Source organism: Rhodopila sp., assembly GCF_965276935.1.
In the GTDB taxonomy this organism is placed as follows: Bacteria; Pseudomonadota; Alphaproteobacteria; order Acetobacterales; family Acetobacteraceae; genus Rhodopila.
Window position 1 is genome coordinate 963888 of record NZ_CBDIBS010000004.1, and the last position, 15856, is coordinate 979743.

The following is a 15856-nucleotide window of genomic DNA, read 5'->3' on the forward strand; positions in this document are numbered from 1 at the left end:
TGCATCATTGTTGGGGGCGCCAAGACCCTCAGGCGCTGCGGTGGCGCTGTTGAAGGGCGCTGTCGAAAGGACCGGTATTGAGAACATGGGCGCTCATGACTTCACGCCGCACCCAAGGGATGACGAAGGCTTCGCGGCCGTCTTCAGCGTGTGCAACCCGAGCCTCCATGGCTTGCTAGGACCGCCCGCGCCGTCGGACGGGGTGCCAGGCTTCAGGCGAAGGGCGGGTTTTTCAACCAGGTGCCAGGATAGCAAAGCGATCAGCAGCGTGAGCAGCGTGCATGCCGCAATCGGCGCCTGGATGCCAGGCAAGAAGTATAGCACCAACTGCTGCATCGGGAAGGCGTAGAGATACAGGCCATAGGAAAGGTCGCCGAAGCGGCCAACCCGGTTGAGCCCGGGCAGCGACAGCAGCCCGAACGAGATGACCATGTAGGGCATAGTGAGCCACTCGATCGGTAGGCTCCACCAGCCGAACCAAGTGGAGATGCCGAAGTTCAGGGTCAGGAACAGCAGGCAGAGGTCAGCTCCGCCCAGTAGGCCGTTGCGGCGTCGCATCAGGCCGAACAGGCCGCCCATCAGGAACAGCGGCACCTGCACCAGCATGTAGTGGAGACTGGCGCCGTAGAAGACGATCTGTCGGTCCGCCGGCGCCAGGAATAGCAGCACGCCGATGCCGCCGCACGCCAGCGCGGCGACCGACAGCGCACAGGCGCGCAGGCGGCGCGTCAACAGGGCGGAAAGGGGCACGGTCAGGTAGCACAGCCACTCCGGGAACAGGCTCCAGAGCGAGCCGTTCACTGCCGCACCGTGTTGCAGGGTGGTGAATACACCGGGCAGATGCTGCCTGGCATAGAGCGCCATGTTGGCAAGGTAGGTATAGGTGCCGGGGCTGGAGAAATACGCGCCCGGCGACATTGTCGAGACGGCAGGCCCCAGCAGGAACGCGGTTACCAGAATGCAGACGATAAGACCTGGAAAAATGCGCAGCGCCCGCTTGGCAAGAAAAGCGAGCGGCCTGGGATCGCGTTCCCAGCTTGTGGTGACGAGGAAGCCGCTGATGGAGAAAAAAATGTCGAGTCCGATACGCGCCAGCGGCTCACCCCAAAGGCCGGGATCGGCGCCGCCCGCCAGATCGCGTCCGTGACCATAGATCACCAGGATGGCGGCAAAGATGCGCAGGGCGTCGAAGTTGTTGTCGCGCGGGCTGCCCGGTGGCGACGCATGGGGTTGCGGGGTGCATTCACAACGTCGTGGCGCCACCTGTGCCGAAGCCAGGACGCTGGCAGCCGGCGGAACCAGCAGCCGGCGTCGGCCGAGACGCAGCGCCGGACGCTCCACCAGGAACCAGAACAGGATGCCCAGCAGCGCCGCGGCCAGCGTGCAGGCGATGATCGGATGCGCGAATCGCGGGAACAGCGACACGATCGACTGCTGCACCGGGAAGGCGATCAGATACATGCCGTAGGAGATATTGGGCAGGCGGCGGAGCAGCGGCGCCGACCGGCGGCCAAAGCAGGCGGCCATGTAGGGCACCGTGAGCCAGAGCAGCGGGACGGCCCAGTCGCTCCACCATGAAGCCACCAGCCAGTTGGCTGCGAAACACAGCATGGCGACATCGGCGCGAAATGCGCTGCCGTCGCCGCGGTCCAGGTGCCGCCACGCCATGCCTGCAAGGAAGAAGGGCGCCTCGGCCAGGACCAGCCGGACTTCGAGAGGCAGAAACTGGAACCAGCGGCCGTCTGGGAACGGCGCGAGAAACTGGCTGAGGCCGCCGACGACGAGACAGACCGCCAGCAGCGCCAGCGGCCGCAAGCGAGCCGGCAGGACCGTGGCAAGCGGCACGCACGCCGCCAGCAGGCTGCCCGCCAGCAGGGTCCACAGCATCGGGTTCACCGAACCGCTCCATTGCTGCCCCTCGAACACCCGCGGCAGGGTCCGCTGCTGGATCAGGACAAAGTTGGCGAAATAGCGGAAGGTCTGTCCGTTCAGCAGGTAGAAGCGCAATGACAGGCGGGTCGCGAGCGGCCCGATCACCAGCACGGTCAACAGGACGGCGGCGAAGAGGCCGGGCAGCAGTCGCAGGGCGCGCCGAATGGCATAGCGGCACCAGTCCGGGTCGCGCTGCCAACTATCGGCCAGCAGGAAACCGCTGATGGCGAACAGCAGGTGCAACCCAATGAGGAAGAAGGGTTCGCCCCATAGGCCGGGGGCCAGAGCCCCTGTTAGGATGTAGCCGTTGCCGTAGAGCACGACTAGTACGGCGAAGATCCGCAGGGCGTCAAAGTTGCTGTTCGCATGCCTCCACCTACCCGTCGATCTTGCCAACACCGCTGTCTCTCCCAAAGAAACTGCTCCGCCCCAGAGCATTTTCCGATCAGGTTACACCATAACCGGAATTCCAAAGGTAGTTGCCACACTCCTGGACGGACACGTCATCCAGCAGCTTGCCGATGCGGTTCCATAGATCAACAGGCTGCAGGGGATCGGAGTCTCGGACGCACAGTCCTGTTTGGATACTTCCAGCTAGGGGACGCCAGCAAGGTGCGTCGCATCAAGGGTTGTGATGATATCTTGTCATGCCCGCTATAGTAGAATAGGGTAATTTGTGGCTTTGGACGGCGGATGAGCAGCTTTGAAGAAAAGCTGCTTGATAGAGCCACATCAGAGAGACGCTTCATGCGGCAAGCAAGTAGTATCGACGGAATGGGTTTTAGCTCTTCAATTCTCAAAGGCTTTCCAGGTCGGAGTGACGTCGTAACAGCCCTCGGGCGGCTTTAACGTAAATTTGGAAGTGAAAATGGCGCAAAATGTGTCGCCTGGTTAAAGCGGGAGATAGCCGGAACATACGACGCTATGTCTAAACATACCCAATGACTCTTCAAAAGCTTTCCATGGGAGATAACTTGTGTGGTGTAGATCAGCATTACTCGGCATTATATTTCATTTACTTGTGGTAAGTGAGGCCTTCGCCGCAACAATACAAGTTAACATGATAGACTACATTTATACTATCTCCAATGGTAACATGCTTTGTCAAAGTGACAATCAGCTTTGCATTGAGGGGTTTTATGCATCAGATGGCGGATTTATTATCGCATACACCAACGGCATTATAGACTTCATCGCTCGTTCTGATACTTCTCCTTATTACGTTGGTGTCATGAGGAGCGCCAACTCATCAGATTTTCGCTGTTTTTCAAACGTCGATAGCTCGCCTTGCACTGCGCCACCGAATGCCGCTTTTCCGCCACAAAGTGTGCCACAAATCATGACGTTGACGGTAGCTTCAAGCCAGGACGCACTTAGTGCTGAGAATTCGGACGGCTCTCCAAATCACGCCATTGCCGGCGCGTCACTCCTGACTGGACCGCAACCTGTCACCTTCGGCATCTATCACATGGACCCTAGTAGCTGCCAACAGACTTACGAAGGAAACGATCAGCACACCGTTTACGCGGTCTTCGTTCAAGACGTCAATTTTGGGGGTGACCTCGGGGTGAAAGATGCTGTTGCCATTGATGAATATGAGGCAGGTCCGACTCCGTCCCAGGACCATGTCGAGCGATACTATTACGTTGCCGGATATGGTAGGGTGCGGGAAGGTTCAGCTTCCTATAATCCGACGAGTGGCCGCTATGACGTGCCGCTTGGCGGGAATTCTGTTCGAAACCTCGTGCGGCCGTCTGCCATAGCGCAACCACAGACTTTTTGTCCCCAAGGCACAGCGCCACTTCAGCAGTAGAGACCCATGCTTAAAGTTGAGGCTTGCCCGAAAGCGATGTGAGCATTACGCACAATCCATAGGGATCAGGCGAGGCGGCTCACCAGCCAACTTTATTTAACCAATTCGGACATAAGGCCGCTTTGCAAAGCGGCCAATGCTGACGCCGGCCATACAAGCTCGGGCAAGGAAGGCATCGGTACGCCTTCCTTAGGTCGTAGAACAAGATCGGCGATGCCGTGAGTGTGCGCCACCATGTCGTGCAGGAAGCCGTATCCATCCGGTAGGGGGGAAACCTGACCGTCCGCCTTCGGGCTACCAACCTCGAACACCTCCCATAGTTTGCGCACTAGCGCGCCTGGGCTGTGGCCAGCGAAAGCGGACAAGCACCAGATGTTTATCTCGGTGTAGATTAGCGGACGGTCCTGGGCCAGCATCCGCCGAGCCCCAGCTAGGACGTCGGGCTCATGACCTTCGGCATCAATTTTGATGAAGGCTATGGGTGGTAAATCGGTCCCGTCCAAGGTCACCGCCGGTACATCCACAGTGGGAATGGTACTGCCTGACACATGCCCTGCAGCTACAACGTGTGAGCCAGCCCCGAATTGTGCAACATGGAAGCGCAGCATGCCCGGCTTACTGGACGCGGCCGCAGCATGGACCTCTACGTTTGTAACCCCGTTCCGCTCCAGATTTCGGAGCAGAAAGGCGGTGTTGATTGGAGAAGGCTCGAATGCGATTACCCGTTCCGCCTTCCGGGCTAGCAGGATTGTAGAAAGGCCAATGTTCGCGCCCACGTCGATCACGGTCGAGCCATGAGGAACCTGCCGGGCGATTAAAGCAGCCAGACCGGCCAGAGCTGCCGCCTGCCCTTCAATTGCTTGAAAGTAGGGATCATCCGCGGCACCTTCCAGGAAGGTAAGCACCTCTCCAAGCATGACGGATTTGATGCCAAGCGGAGTTGTGTGCGGCGGGGTGGTACGCGATCTCGACAAAGCATCAGCTATCCAGCCGGGAACCTTGACCATTGCCATCATCCATTTCTTGATCTGAATCGCCGCGACCTTCTAGTCGCGAGCTTTGCACTAGTCCTAAAAAGGTCATGGCCACAGGCTCGAATGTCTTGTGGCGTTTGGTTAGCGCATGGATCGTATGTGGCAAAGTGGGGTGAAGACGAATCAGTTGCACGCCGTCGCGCCTGGCTGCCGATAGGGCGAGCTCCGGTATTACTGTCAGTCCAAGACCCTCCCGTACCATACTGATCAAAGTCGCATTATCACGCACAGCACAGACAATTTCTGGATGGCTGGCCGCTGCCGCCAGTTGGTCCTTGATCAGTATGTCGTAGCTGTCACTCGAGACTAGCAAGCGCTTACCATCCAAATTCTTCAGACCGATAGACGTCTCAGTTGCAAACGAATGGTTGAATGGCACAACGACCACAAAATCGTCCTCATATATGATGCGGCTATTGAGATCAGGGTGCGTCCCGCTCGTAATGCCGACTTCTACGACGCCGGCCAGTGTCCAGGCTGTCACTTCAGGGCTGGTACCCTCATAGAGTTTGATTGCAACATCAGGGTGAAGGATGCGGAGGCGGCGTATCCATCCCGGCAGAAGTTGAACAGCGGCGCTCTGCATTACGCCGATGTGCATCAGGTTGCTCAGGACACCCTCGGTGTCGGCATTTTAAGCAACATACGCTTTCCGCGTAGCCATGGACACTCCGCACCCCCTATTGCGGTTACCGAACCTAATCCAACGGCTCGTAGTATATCAGCTGCGGGAGAGTTCGCTAACAACCATCAATCCGACGCACTACTAGCTGGCTTCCGGCACGAATTAGCGGATAGGGCAGCCGGACAGGATACCTTGTCAAACCAGGTCGGGCTACTAGAAGTAGCACTGATCATGGCAGGAGCCCCGAGGGGCATGACGAACGACAGCGACATGACGAACGATCCGGCCGCCGACGCGACTGCCATCTGGGACCGGCGGTACGAGGCCGGCGAGCATGTCGGCACCAAGCCGGTGATGGAAGGCGACCCGGTCGACTATACCCAGCACAAGTTCCTGTACCAGCGTTCCATCGCCGAACCGCTGACCGGCTCGCTGGACGGCTACAACGTGGACCATGTGGCGCGGCAATTCCTGGTGCCCGCGCCGGGCAGGGTCCTGGCGATCGGCTGCGGCATGGCGTTCGTCGAGGAGTTCCTGGTCGCCAACGGCTACGCCCAGCACCTGTTGGCATACGAGATGTCGGCTACGGCGATCGAGGCGGCGAAGCAGCGCGTAATGGACAAGCCGTACGCCGACCGGCTGGAGCTGCGTTCGGGCGACGTGCTGCACGAGAACCTGCCGACCGGCGCCTTCGACGTGGTGTTCGTGCAGGCGGCGATCCACCATTTCGACCGGATCGATGACATGTATGCGTTGATGCACCGCGTCCTGCGTCCAGGTGGCCTGCTGATCTACGACGAGTATGTCGGGCCGGACCACCACATGTATGAGCCCGAACTGCTGGCGATCATGGATCGCATCGACGACTGCCTCGCGCCGCAATACCGTTGGGATCACCTGGCGAAGCACCGGCGGCAGCATGTCGCCTATCCCAACCTGGAGTGGATGCTGCAGCACGATCCGTCGGAGGGCGTGCATGCCTCGCGCATCCTGCCGCTGACATACCAGTGGTTCGACGTAGTGCAGCGCGCCGATTTCGGCGGGTCCATCATGCGGCCCTTCTTCACCGGCATCCTGCCGAATTTCGACTGGGACGACCCGAAGGACCAGACCGTGGCGCGGCTGGTGATCCTGACCGAGCAGTTGCTGACACAGCACGGCGTGATCCCGCACTACAATACCAGCGTCGTGGCGCGCCGTCGCGACGTGCCGCGGCGGCCGCTGACGGCTGAGGAAGCAGCACGCATCAACTACACCGGCTGGCAGGACAAAAGTGCGCCCAGCGTTCTCGCCGCCGAGCCGCGCCCGCTGTCGGCACGACTGCGCTCGCGGGTCGGACGCGCGCTGCGGGCGGCGGGCCTGCGACGCTGAGCGGGGCAAAAAGGCTAGGCATGAGCCGGCTTTCGCCCGCGGCGGAAAAACTGCGCCGTCAGGCCCAGGTCGCGGCTGGGGCGACCGATCGGGAACGCTGGGAGGATGCCACGTCCTACGAGCGGTTCTGGTCCGACCGCTCCGCCGCCGCGGCCAAGCTGTGCCGCTCCGGACAATGGGTGTGCGATATCGGCTGCGGCATGCAAGGACTGAAGGCCATGCTGCCGGCGGGCTGCACCTACCTGCCGGCCGACCTGCGCCGCTGGGAACCTGTCGTGGAGACCTGCGACCTAAATGCCGGGCGCCTGCCGGAGCGCCACCTTGTCCGCTGCGACGTTGTCATCTTGCTCGGCGTCATCGAGTACATCTATGACTTGCCTCGCCTGCTCGCCGCCCTGGCACGGCGGGCCGAGACAGTGGTGGTGTCCTACAATTGCGCCGAACTGGCGGAGGTCGATCGTCCCGGCTTCGGCTGGGTGAACGCCCTGACCACCGAGGCGCTGCTGGAACTTTTGCGTCAGGCCGGCTTGCAGCCGAATGCGTTGGAGCGGTTTGGCGCCATGGAGATCCTGGTGCGGGCCCGCAACCCCGGCTTCGGTCCGCTGCAGCGACTGCGCCGCCGCGCCGCCCGCCTGTCGCCTGCGCGACCCTGATCCGTCAGGACGGGCCGCCGGAACCGGAGAACCCCATGACACACGACGTCCGGTATTGGCTGCAGGGCGAGGGCGTACAGAATTTCGGCGACTTCCTGTCGGAATACCTGCTGCGCAACCTGTTCTTCTCCCAGCCGAACCAGGGCCGCGACCTGCGCATCATCGGCAGTTGCATCGACGACTGGTTCGTCGAGCCGGCCCCGCTGTCGCCCAGCGGCGGCGCACTGGACGGTGCCGGCCCGATCTTCTGGGGCTGCGGCCTGCGTCAGGAGGATGGACTAAGCCCGGAGCGGCGCGGTTCGGCGGAGATCCTGGCGGTACGTGGGCCGTTGACCCGCTCCGCCTTGCGGCTGGGAAATACCGTGCCGGTCGGCGATCCGGCTTTGCTGCTGCCGGCGCTGCACCGGGCCGTCGGCCTGTGGCGGCGCAGCAACAGCCCAACGCTGATCGTCCCGCACTTCCACGAGAAGCGCGACGACGCCGAGTTGCTGGCGCTGACCGGCTGCTCCGCGGTGCTGCGACCCAACATCCCCAACGACCTGACCGCGATCAGCGAGTTTATTGACCAAGTTGCCGCCGCCGACTTCGTGCTGTGCGGCGCGATGCATGCGGCCATCGTGGCGGCTGCCTACGACCGGCCGTTCGCCTTCTGGGACAGCGGTGACGTGGACCTGCCGTTCAAGTGGCAGGACTTCGCCGCCTCCGTCGGCATCCCCTGCGCGTTCCAGCCGGATCTCGCCACCGCGCGCGCGTACCATGCGGCAGCAATCGCGCCCGCCATTCGCATGCCCGTGCTGTGGCCGCTGCTGGTGGCCTCACCCCTGCCGGTGCGGCCCGACGCGTTCGTCAACGTCGTGGCCATGGACGTTGCCCGGCATGGCTTGGCGGCGCTGGAACCCGGCGTGTCGTCGCGCGCCGCCAACCGGTTGCGCAGCCGGCTGGAGGCGGTGACCCTCGCCGCCGAAGCCGCCACGACATTGCAATCCGAGGTGCTTGCGCGCGCCGAGAACGAGGGCGTGCTGCGCGAGCACGTCGCCGTTCTGACGGAGCGTGTGGCGCGGGAGGAAACTCGGCGGCGAGAGGAGGCCGCGCGGCTGGAAAGGCTGGAAGCGCGCCAGGCCGACTACGAACAGCTTCGCATCACGCAGGCCGAGGCACGGGTGCAGGCGGCCAGGCTGCAGGACGACGTGGCGCGGCTGCGTGGCCGGGAGGCGACGCTGGCGGCGGAGGAGGCGCGACTGCACGAGGCGGTGCAGGCCCGTGATCACGCCCTGGCGGCAGGGCGGGCGGAGGCGGAGGCGCGGGCGGCGCAAGTGGATGCCATGCGGCGCTCCATCACTTGGCGGATGACAGCTCCGTTTCGCGTTGCCGGCCGCCGTATGCCCTGGACCCTCGCGCTGCTGCGGCTGGGTTGGTGGATCGTGACGCTGCGGCTCGGCCAGCAGATGCGCCGCCGCCGCCACGTGCGCGGACAGGTGGCACTGCTGCGGCGCTCGCCGCTGTTCGACGCCGCGTATTACCTGGAACGACACCCCGACCTGGCGGCGGCCGGAACCGATCCGGTGACGCACTACGTCGCAACCGGCGCCGCGCTGGGGTATGAGCCCTGCCTTTTGTTCGATGGAAGCTGGTATGCGGCGACCTATGCGGACTGCGCGAGATCAGGTCTGTCGCCCCTGGTGCACTACGTGACCGAAGGCGCCAGCCGCGGCCATGACCCACACCCACTGTTCGATACCGCGTGGTATGCAGTCCACAATCCGGCCGCCGGGCCCGGCGTCGAGGCGCTGCTGCACTACCTGCGCGAGGGTGCGGCGGCGGGCGCCATGCCGAACGCGCTGTTCGACCCAGCCGGCTACCTGTCGGAATATCCCGAAGCCCAGGCATCCGGGCTCGACCCGCTGCAGCACTTCCTCCGGCGGGGCGCCGGGCTGGGCTATGATCCGCACCCGCTGTTCGACACGGGCTGGTATGCCGCGACTTATCCCGAGGTTGCAGCCAGCGGCATGAATCCGCTCGGCCACTACCTGCGTGTCGGCGCGGCAAAGGAGTATCATTGCACGCCGCTACAGCGGCACATCGCCGGCTTCCGGCTGGACCAGGCGCTAGCCTTCGCTGACTGGCCCGACCCGGAAGTCAGCATCGTCATTCCGGTTTACGGACACCTGTTCGATACGCTGCGATGCCTGCATAGCCTGGCGGCACATTCGGTCGGCGTGGGCTACGAGGTCATCGTCCTCGACGACAGGCCGGATAACCCGACCACGTCCTTTCTGGCGGAGATCCCGGGACTTAGACTTCATGCCAACCCCGGCAACCTGGGCTTCCTGCGCTCCTGCAACCAGGCGAAGACGCTGGCGCGCGGCTGGCACATCGTGTTCCTCAACAACGACACGCTGGTTGGAGCCGACTGGCTGGAACCGCTGCTGCGACCGGTGCGGCGGGATCCCAAGGTTGGCATCGTCGGCTGCAAGCTGCTGAACGCCGACGGCAGCATACAGGAGGCGGGCGGCATTATCTTCCGCAATGGCTGGGGCTTTCGCTTTGGACAAGGCGAGGATGCCCGCGTACCGGAATGCAACTATGCCCGCGAGGTGGACGTCGTGACCGGCGCCGCCTTCCTGGTGCGTCGCGAGCTGTTCACCATGCTCGGCGGCTTTGACGAGCGCTACGCACCGGCTTTCTACGAGGAGTTCGATCTCGCCTTCGAGGCGCGGCGCGCCGGGTTCAAGGTGGAGTACCAGCCGCGCAGCGAGGTGACGCATTTCGGCAGCGCCTCCTATGGGACCGAGCTGCGCGACCGGCAGTCGCTGCGCAACCACGCCAAGTTCTGCCTGAAGTGGATGGCCGAACTGGAGAAGCAGCCGGCCGACGACGGCGACCTGTTCCTGGCGCGGCAGCGGCCTGGGGCGCCCGGCATCATCCTGATGATCGATGACAAGGTGCCGGAATACGACCGACATGCCGGCGCCCTGACGATCTTCCAGTACGTGAAGCTGCTGTGCGGCCTTGGCTTTCGAATTGTGTTCTGCCCGGCCGACCTGACGGCGCGCCAGCCCTACACCATCGTGCTTCAGGACATCGGGATCGAGGTGCTCCACGCCCCGGTCGAACTGGCGGGCTGGCTCGCGGCGCATGGCCAGCATTTGACGGTCGTTTGGACGGCGCGTCCCGACGTATCGGCCGGTCTGCTGGACCTGGTTCGTGCCACCACCACCGCCCGCATCCTGTATTACCCGCATGACCTGCACTATCTGCGCGAGATGCGGCGCTACCAGTTGGAGGGCGACCTCTGGGCTCTGGAGGAGTCCAACCGACTCAGGAAGCTGGAGCTGGCGATCTTCCGGGCGGTGGACTGCGTGATGACGCCGAGCGTGGTGGAGGCCGAGGTGATCCGGCGAGAGGTGCCGGAAGCCACGGTGCGCGTGGTGCCGCCCTATTTGTACCCGACGCGCGCCGCCGTCAGCCTGGATGCCGACAGCTTCGCCGCGCGGCGGGACATCCTGTTTGTCGGCGGGTTCAAACACCCGCCCAACGTGGACGCCGCACTGTGGCTGGCGCGCGAGATCATGCCGCTGGTCTGGCGGCAAGCCCCGGATGCCCGGTTGATCCTGGTCGGCGACGAGCCGACCGAGGCGGTGCGGGCGCTGGGCGCCGACACGCGGGTGGAGGTCACCGGTTATGTACCGGACCTCGCGCCCTATTTCGAGCGGGCCCGCGCCTCGGTCAGTCCGCTGCGCTACGGCGCCGGGGTAAAGGGCAAGATCGTCAGCAGCCTTGAATCGGGCATTCCGGTGGTGACCACCGCCGTCGGTAATGAGGGCATTGCCCTTATGGATGGCCAGGAAGTGCTGCTTGGCGAGACGGCGGAAGACCTCGCCGCGGCCGTGCTGCGCCTGCTGCGCGACCCAGCACTTTGTGCGGCCCTCTCCTTGGCCGGGGTGATGGTGATCCAGCAACGCTTCTCCGAGGACGTTGCGCGCGAGGTCATGCAGTCGGTGCTGCAGATGGACTTGTGCCGGGTCTGCGGACAGGTTTCGCTTGGCGCCCATAATGTTGATGCGCCGGCCGAAGGGTTTGCCGAGGACCCTTGGCTTGATCGGCTCGGTTGCGACAACTGTGGTGCCACCGACCAGGACCAGGCGCTGGCCGGGGTGCTGCTGGCGCCACTGCGCGGCAAGGCGATAAATAGCCTACATGCGGCAGTGCCAGAGCTATCACGTTTGCGCATCCACGCCCTTGGCGGCGACGGACCCGTATTGAACCAGTTGCGCGAGAGCGCGCGCTTTACCCATCCGGACGCTTTGGTCGCGAGGGAGGAGGACAGCACGAGGTCGTTACGTGAAGGTGAACTCGACCTGCTGGTCAATCAGGGGGAGGCCAGGCAGCCGGTTGTGATAACGAATTCCGTTAACGAGGCGTATCGTGTCCTGAAGCCTGGGGGCCGCTATGTTCTTGTAGCGTCCGAACCAGAGCGCAGAAACGGCACTGATCCAGCGATGGCGCTTCGGGAAGCCGACTTTGATGTCTCTGTGCAGGTGGCACGTGGGGAAGAGGGTGTCACCATAATCACCGCGACAAGGCGGTGATGCCGGCGCCCCAACGAACGATGGACAGCCTCGGCTGGAACGGCGACCACCGATTCGGGGATTAGAGCACGACCGCGCTTGGCGGAACGTTCAAAGCCCGTGGACCGCGCGATCAAACAAAGGCCGGGAATGGAGTTAAGGTTGTCGTGGCGGATGGACTTCCTCAAGGACTGGCGGTCTTGAGAGACTGTCTGATCTTAACTTCCTGCCGGCGGGAATGTTCGAGCGTGCCATGTACCTCCTGGGCAACCTTATAAAAGCGGAAGGCGCTTTCAGGCGTGTCTGGCGCGATCGCGAAGTTGAGCTCCATTCCAAGACCTGCGCCTAGCAGCAGCGTGCTCCATAATTCGCGCCGGTTTGGCGTCATCTGACGCTTATTGAACAGGTCGAGTACCGACGGGTGCGTTGCGCCTTCGAACAGGGTCTGCGTGTCCCAGAACAGCGGCAGGAAACCAAGGGCTTGACACATTGACGGAATGAAGCCCGGCGAGAGCATGTGCAGGTGCTGCGGATAATTGACCCACCAGTTGTTCTTGAAACCGCCGAACACCGAACCCGCGAACATGGCATTAGGGATCATGAGGAAAAGCAGACCATACGAACTCAACCGCTCGCGGCACTCGGCTATGACACGCAACATGTGCGCGTCATGCTCCAAACTTCCGATCGAGTATATCAGATCGACCTTGCCCGGCATTTGGGCAAGAGCTGCCAGGTTGTCGGCGTGAATGAGGTTCTCGTTGCCCCTCGCGACGCGGCCCTGCTTGATCGCTGTTGCATTGATATCCGCGCCCTGCGCAGCGACGCCCCGCTGGCGCATCGTGGCGACGAGGCCGCCGTAGGCACAGCCGAGTTCCAACGCACTTCGCGGCGGGCGGCGCATGATCGTGGTGTAGACCGACAGGATCCGGTCGGCATAATAGCCGTTCTTCTGCACAGCATAGTCCGCTTCGATCGTGTAATATCCGGTTTTAGCCTGCATCCGAGGATATTCACGTTGATAGTAGTCGTTAAGTTCGTCTAGCAGCGGCGGCTCAAAGAAGACATAGCCGCTCGCCACGTCGCTGTAGGCCGGCACGGATCGACCGCGGAACTCCATCGTAACCAACGAGCCAAACTCGACTAGCGGTTCAAACTGTGTCTTGGTCAGGTTATCGTCGCCCACCATTTTCATGCCTCTCAGCGATGTTATTGGCGGAAGCAATTGCTTTGTCGTGGGTCCGGTAGACTTATCATCGCTTTTCATGGTCATTCCAAAGCACCCAGCACGTCGTCTGTCTTTCTGCCGTAAGCCACGCGGAAGCACGGGCGATCTCAATGCCACCCTTCGTCCATGGTTCAGCCATGCAAGACGGCCTGCACGTTGAAGGTTGGGAAAGTATTGTAACCGCAGGAGCAGCACGGGTAGCGCAGCACCGAAGATCATGGACTTCCAGGTGCGTGCATTTCATCCAAACTTCCTTTTGACGAGCGTGCGCGTAAAGCGCTCGAGATGGCATCCAACGCCGGGTTCGCGGTCGCCAGATGTCCCTCAGCATGAAAGAAGGCCATAGGACGCCACGCGAAATCCGCCAGTTCAGGCGCCCATGGCCTGATACCCGACAGCATCCCGCTGGAGATTCCCCAGGCGGACAGGTCGTAGGTGAACGCGGCCTGTCCTGATGGAGTCTGCGGATATTGCGGCACGGTGGCGTTCCAGGGGAATGGGTCCGACATAGGCCCGGATGGGTAACCATACTTGGCAATGAACACCGGGCGCCCGAGCGTGCGATAGAGCAGGGTAACCGTATTCTTGAAGGCTTCGAGGCGGTCCGGTGGGCTCCAGCTACTGGTCGGGAAATACGACAGGCCGATTTCGTCCACCTGATAGCCGCCATCTCGCATTGCCTCAAAGAACGCCACCGCAAGTTTTGGTGCCAAAGCTGCGTGGCCGCTGAGATGTGTGCTGAATCGCGCTGCTGGATCGACCGTGCGGATGCCTGCAGCGACGGCCGCAAGCAGCTTTGCTTCGACCGGCCAGAGATGTGCCTGAAGCCACGCAATCCGATCGGCCTCCGACATCTTCAACAGCGTCTCTTCGCTCATTCGGCCGATCTCGGGATCTATTCTATCTGGCGACTGGTATCCTCCAAGCTGGTTGAATAGCGACGGATCCTGTGGCCGCGGGGCAACTCCGGCCACCCCAAACTCTACCTCGTTTCCGATGTCCCAGATCAGTACCCGCACGCCGGTATTAAGGATCGCGCGGGAGACACTCGAACCATAGGCTGTCAGCGCCGAAACCATCTGCTCAAGCGTGAGCGTGTGCCAAGCCCCAGGCACGGTTATCAAAGGGTAATCGCTAAAATCGGGCGCGGGCTCGCCGCGGATGTCGCCGTAGATACTGAACAGGCCTAGTTCCGGATTGAAGGGAAGGCCCAGCGCCTTTGCCAGCACCGCCCGCTCCAACGCTCGATCAAGGCTGTAGTCCCCATTGCCCGGCTGGGTTCGCCATCGCGTCGCGACCCTGGTGTAGACCTCCGTGCCGCCGTGCGCTCGGAACATTCGCTCTAGCTGTTCTGTCGTTTCAGCGCGGGTGGCGCCATCGGTGAATATCATGCCCTTGCGGATTACCATCTCGGTATAAGGGCTTACTGAAAGTGAAGCGCGGAAACCCTGCTCTCGCGCCTGCCCGGCTTGGACGGCCGTCATGCTCACGAGCAGCAGGCACGCGACGCGCAGGAGATTTTTCATGACGCAGTTTGTCCCGTCAGGTCCTCGCGGAGGACCGCGTCGCGATATGGTAACCGCTCCAATGGACGAATTGTCCCGTTTCGCGAGACAATTCGTCCATTGCATGTGCGTATGGCCACGTCTTTCCACGGTCTGGGGCGCCAATGCATAACCCAAATGCCCATGACTACGATCGGGCCGGGCATCTAAGGAAACAGGGACAGGAAGGTGTTGCCGTACATCTGCGTCAGCTTCGCATCCGGCCGCTGTCCGAACTGCTCGGACCACAGGCGCAGGAAGTCGGCGTGCCAGCCGTGGCCAATGAAGAACATCTTGTGCGCGCAGTAAAGGAACGGCTTCACCCTGGGGACATAGCGCGAGTAGAACAAGCCGACCGCCTCGGTCACGCCGGGCCAGTGCGCCTGGAACATGTCGTCGAGCATAATGACGCCGCCGGGTGCTAGGCAATCCTGCGCCGTCAGCAGGTCGTTCAGCGTATGCTCCGCCGTATGACAGCCATCGACCGAGAACAGCCGGAACGGTCCGCGGTCCTGCCCCAGTTTCAGGATATCAGCCGCGTTCAGCGCCGCGCTGTCGGCCTTGACGAAAGCATAGTCAAGGCCGCTTCGTGGCCCATGTGCGTCGATGTTCGAAGTCAGTTGATCCAGGCTGCCGACGCCGGCGCCGTCGATGTTCTTGCTCTGGTCATCGAACACGTCGATGGCGGTGACCTTGGTGCCGGGCTGCGCCAGATGCGCCAGGGCAATCAGCAACTTGCCGTGGAAGACGCCGATCTCCCCGATATGGCCGGTGATCCCCAAGCGGTTCTGGGTGTCGTTGAGAAGCTTGAGATGCTCCCGCCAGCGATCGTTCACCCAACCCTCGATCAGCGGGAAAGAGTTCTCCCAGTACAAGTCGATATCGCCCATGATCAAGCCTTGTGGTGCCGGCCCGTCCTGGTCGTGATCGCTGGAAGGCCGGTCACCCGTCAGGGCCTGGATGGCAGCTCGGACGGCCGAGCGGGAGGGCGTTGGCAGCGCCCGAATGATCGCGGCGAGGGCCGCCTTCGGCCGTGCGCCCCGAAGGCTTGGAATGGCGGTGTCGGAGTCAGGCACGGATGGGGTCCT

The 15856-nt window shown here is 62.4% G+C and carries 10 protein-coding genes; 4 read left to right on the top strand and 6 right to left on the bottom strand.

Features of this window, described 5'->3' with window-relative positions; translation table 11 throughout:
• Positions 1–93 precede the first annotated feature (93 nt).
• On the bottom strand, positions 94–2331 hold the full coding sequence (locus tag ACQY4S_RS20725) for an acyltransferase family protein (RefSeq protein WP_428487091.1): 2238 nt from the start codon (positions 2329–2331) through the stop codon (positions 94–96).
• A gap of 661 nt (positions 2332–2992) precedes the next feature.
• Between ACQY4S_RS20725 and ACQY4S_RS20730 the strand changes: the two genes are divergently transcribed.
• Positions 2993–3745, top strand: coding sequence for a hypothetical protein (locus tag ACQY4S_RS20730; protein ID WP_428487092.1), 753 nt, complete (start codon positions 2993–2995; stop codon positions 3743–3745).
• A 92-nt stretch (positions 3746–3837) separates the two neighbouring features.
• Here the strand turns inward: ACQY4S_RS20730 and ACQY4S_RS20735 are convergent, their stop codons facing one another.
• Together ACQY4S_RS20735 and ACQY4S_RS20740 are read right to left on the bottom strand one after the other, a co-directional pair.
• Positions 3838–4752, bottom strand: coding sequence for an FkbM family methyltransferase (locus tag ACQY4S_RS20735; protein WP_428487093.1), 915 nt, complete (start codon positions 4750–4752; stop codon positions 3838–3840).
• On the bottom strand, positions 4724–5380 hold the full coding sequence (locus tag ACQY4S_RS20740; RefSeq protein ID WP_428487094.1) for a LysR family transcriptional regulator substrate-binding protein: 657 nt from the start codon (positions 5378–5380) through the stop codon (positions 4724–4726). The genes ACQY4S_RS20735 and ACQY4S_RS20740 overlap by 29 nt, the downstream gene beginning before the upstream one ends.
• Positions 5381–5656: 276 nt before the next feature.
• Between ACQY4S_RS20740 and ACQY4S_RS20745 the strand changes: the two genes are divergently transcribed.
• From ACQY4S_RS20745 to ACQY4S_RS20755, 3 genes are read left to right on the top strand one after another with little or no spacing between them, the layout of a single operon-like run.
• Positions 5657–6775: a class I SAM-dependent methyltransferase gene (locus ACQY4S_RS20745; RefSeq protein WP_428487095.1), complete on the top strand. Its 1119-nt coding sequence runs from the start codon at positions 5657–5659 to the stop codon at positions 6773–6775.
• A gap of 20 nt (positions 6776–6795) precedes the next feature.
• Positions 6796–7428, top strand: coding sequence for a methyltransferase domain-containing protein (locus tag ACQY4S_RS20750; protein ID WP_428487096.1), 633 nt, complete (start codon positions 6796–6798; stop codon positions 7426–7428).
• Positions 7429–7463: 35 nt separating this feature from the next.
• A complete protein-coding gene (locus ACQY4S_RS20755) occupies positions 7464–12017 on the top strand; it encodes a glycosyltransferase (RefSeq protein ID WP_428487097.1) in 4554 nt (1517 codons plus the stop codon).
• 163 nt (positions 12018–12180) lie between these two features.
• On the opposite strand, the gene ACQY4S_RS20760 is transcribed toward ACQY4S_RS20755, so the two are convergent.
• From ACQY4S_RS20760 to ACQY4S_RS20770, 3 genes are all read right to left on the bottom strand, one after another.
• The gene (locus ACQY4S_RS20760) at positions 12181–13263 is read right to left on the bottom strand and encodes a class I SAM-dependent methyltransferase (protein ID WP_428487098.1); all 1083 of its coding nucleotides are present in this window, start codon (positions 13261–13263) and stop codon (positions 12181–12183) included.
• Between the two features lie 176 nt (positions 13264–13439).
• Entirely contained in the window at positions 13440–14750 is a 1311-nt protein-coding gene (locus tag ACQY4S_RS20765) for a glycosyl hydrolase 53 family protein (protein WP_428487099.1), read from the bottom strand.
• Between the two features lie 185 nt (positions 14751–14935).
• Entirely contained in the window at positions 14936–15844 is a 909-nt protein-coding gene (locus ACQY4S_RS20770; protein ID WP_428487100.1) for a class I SAM-dependent methyltransferase, read from the bottom strand.
• Between the last annotated feature and the right edge of the window lie 12 nt (positions 15845–15856).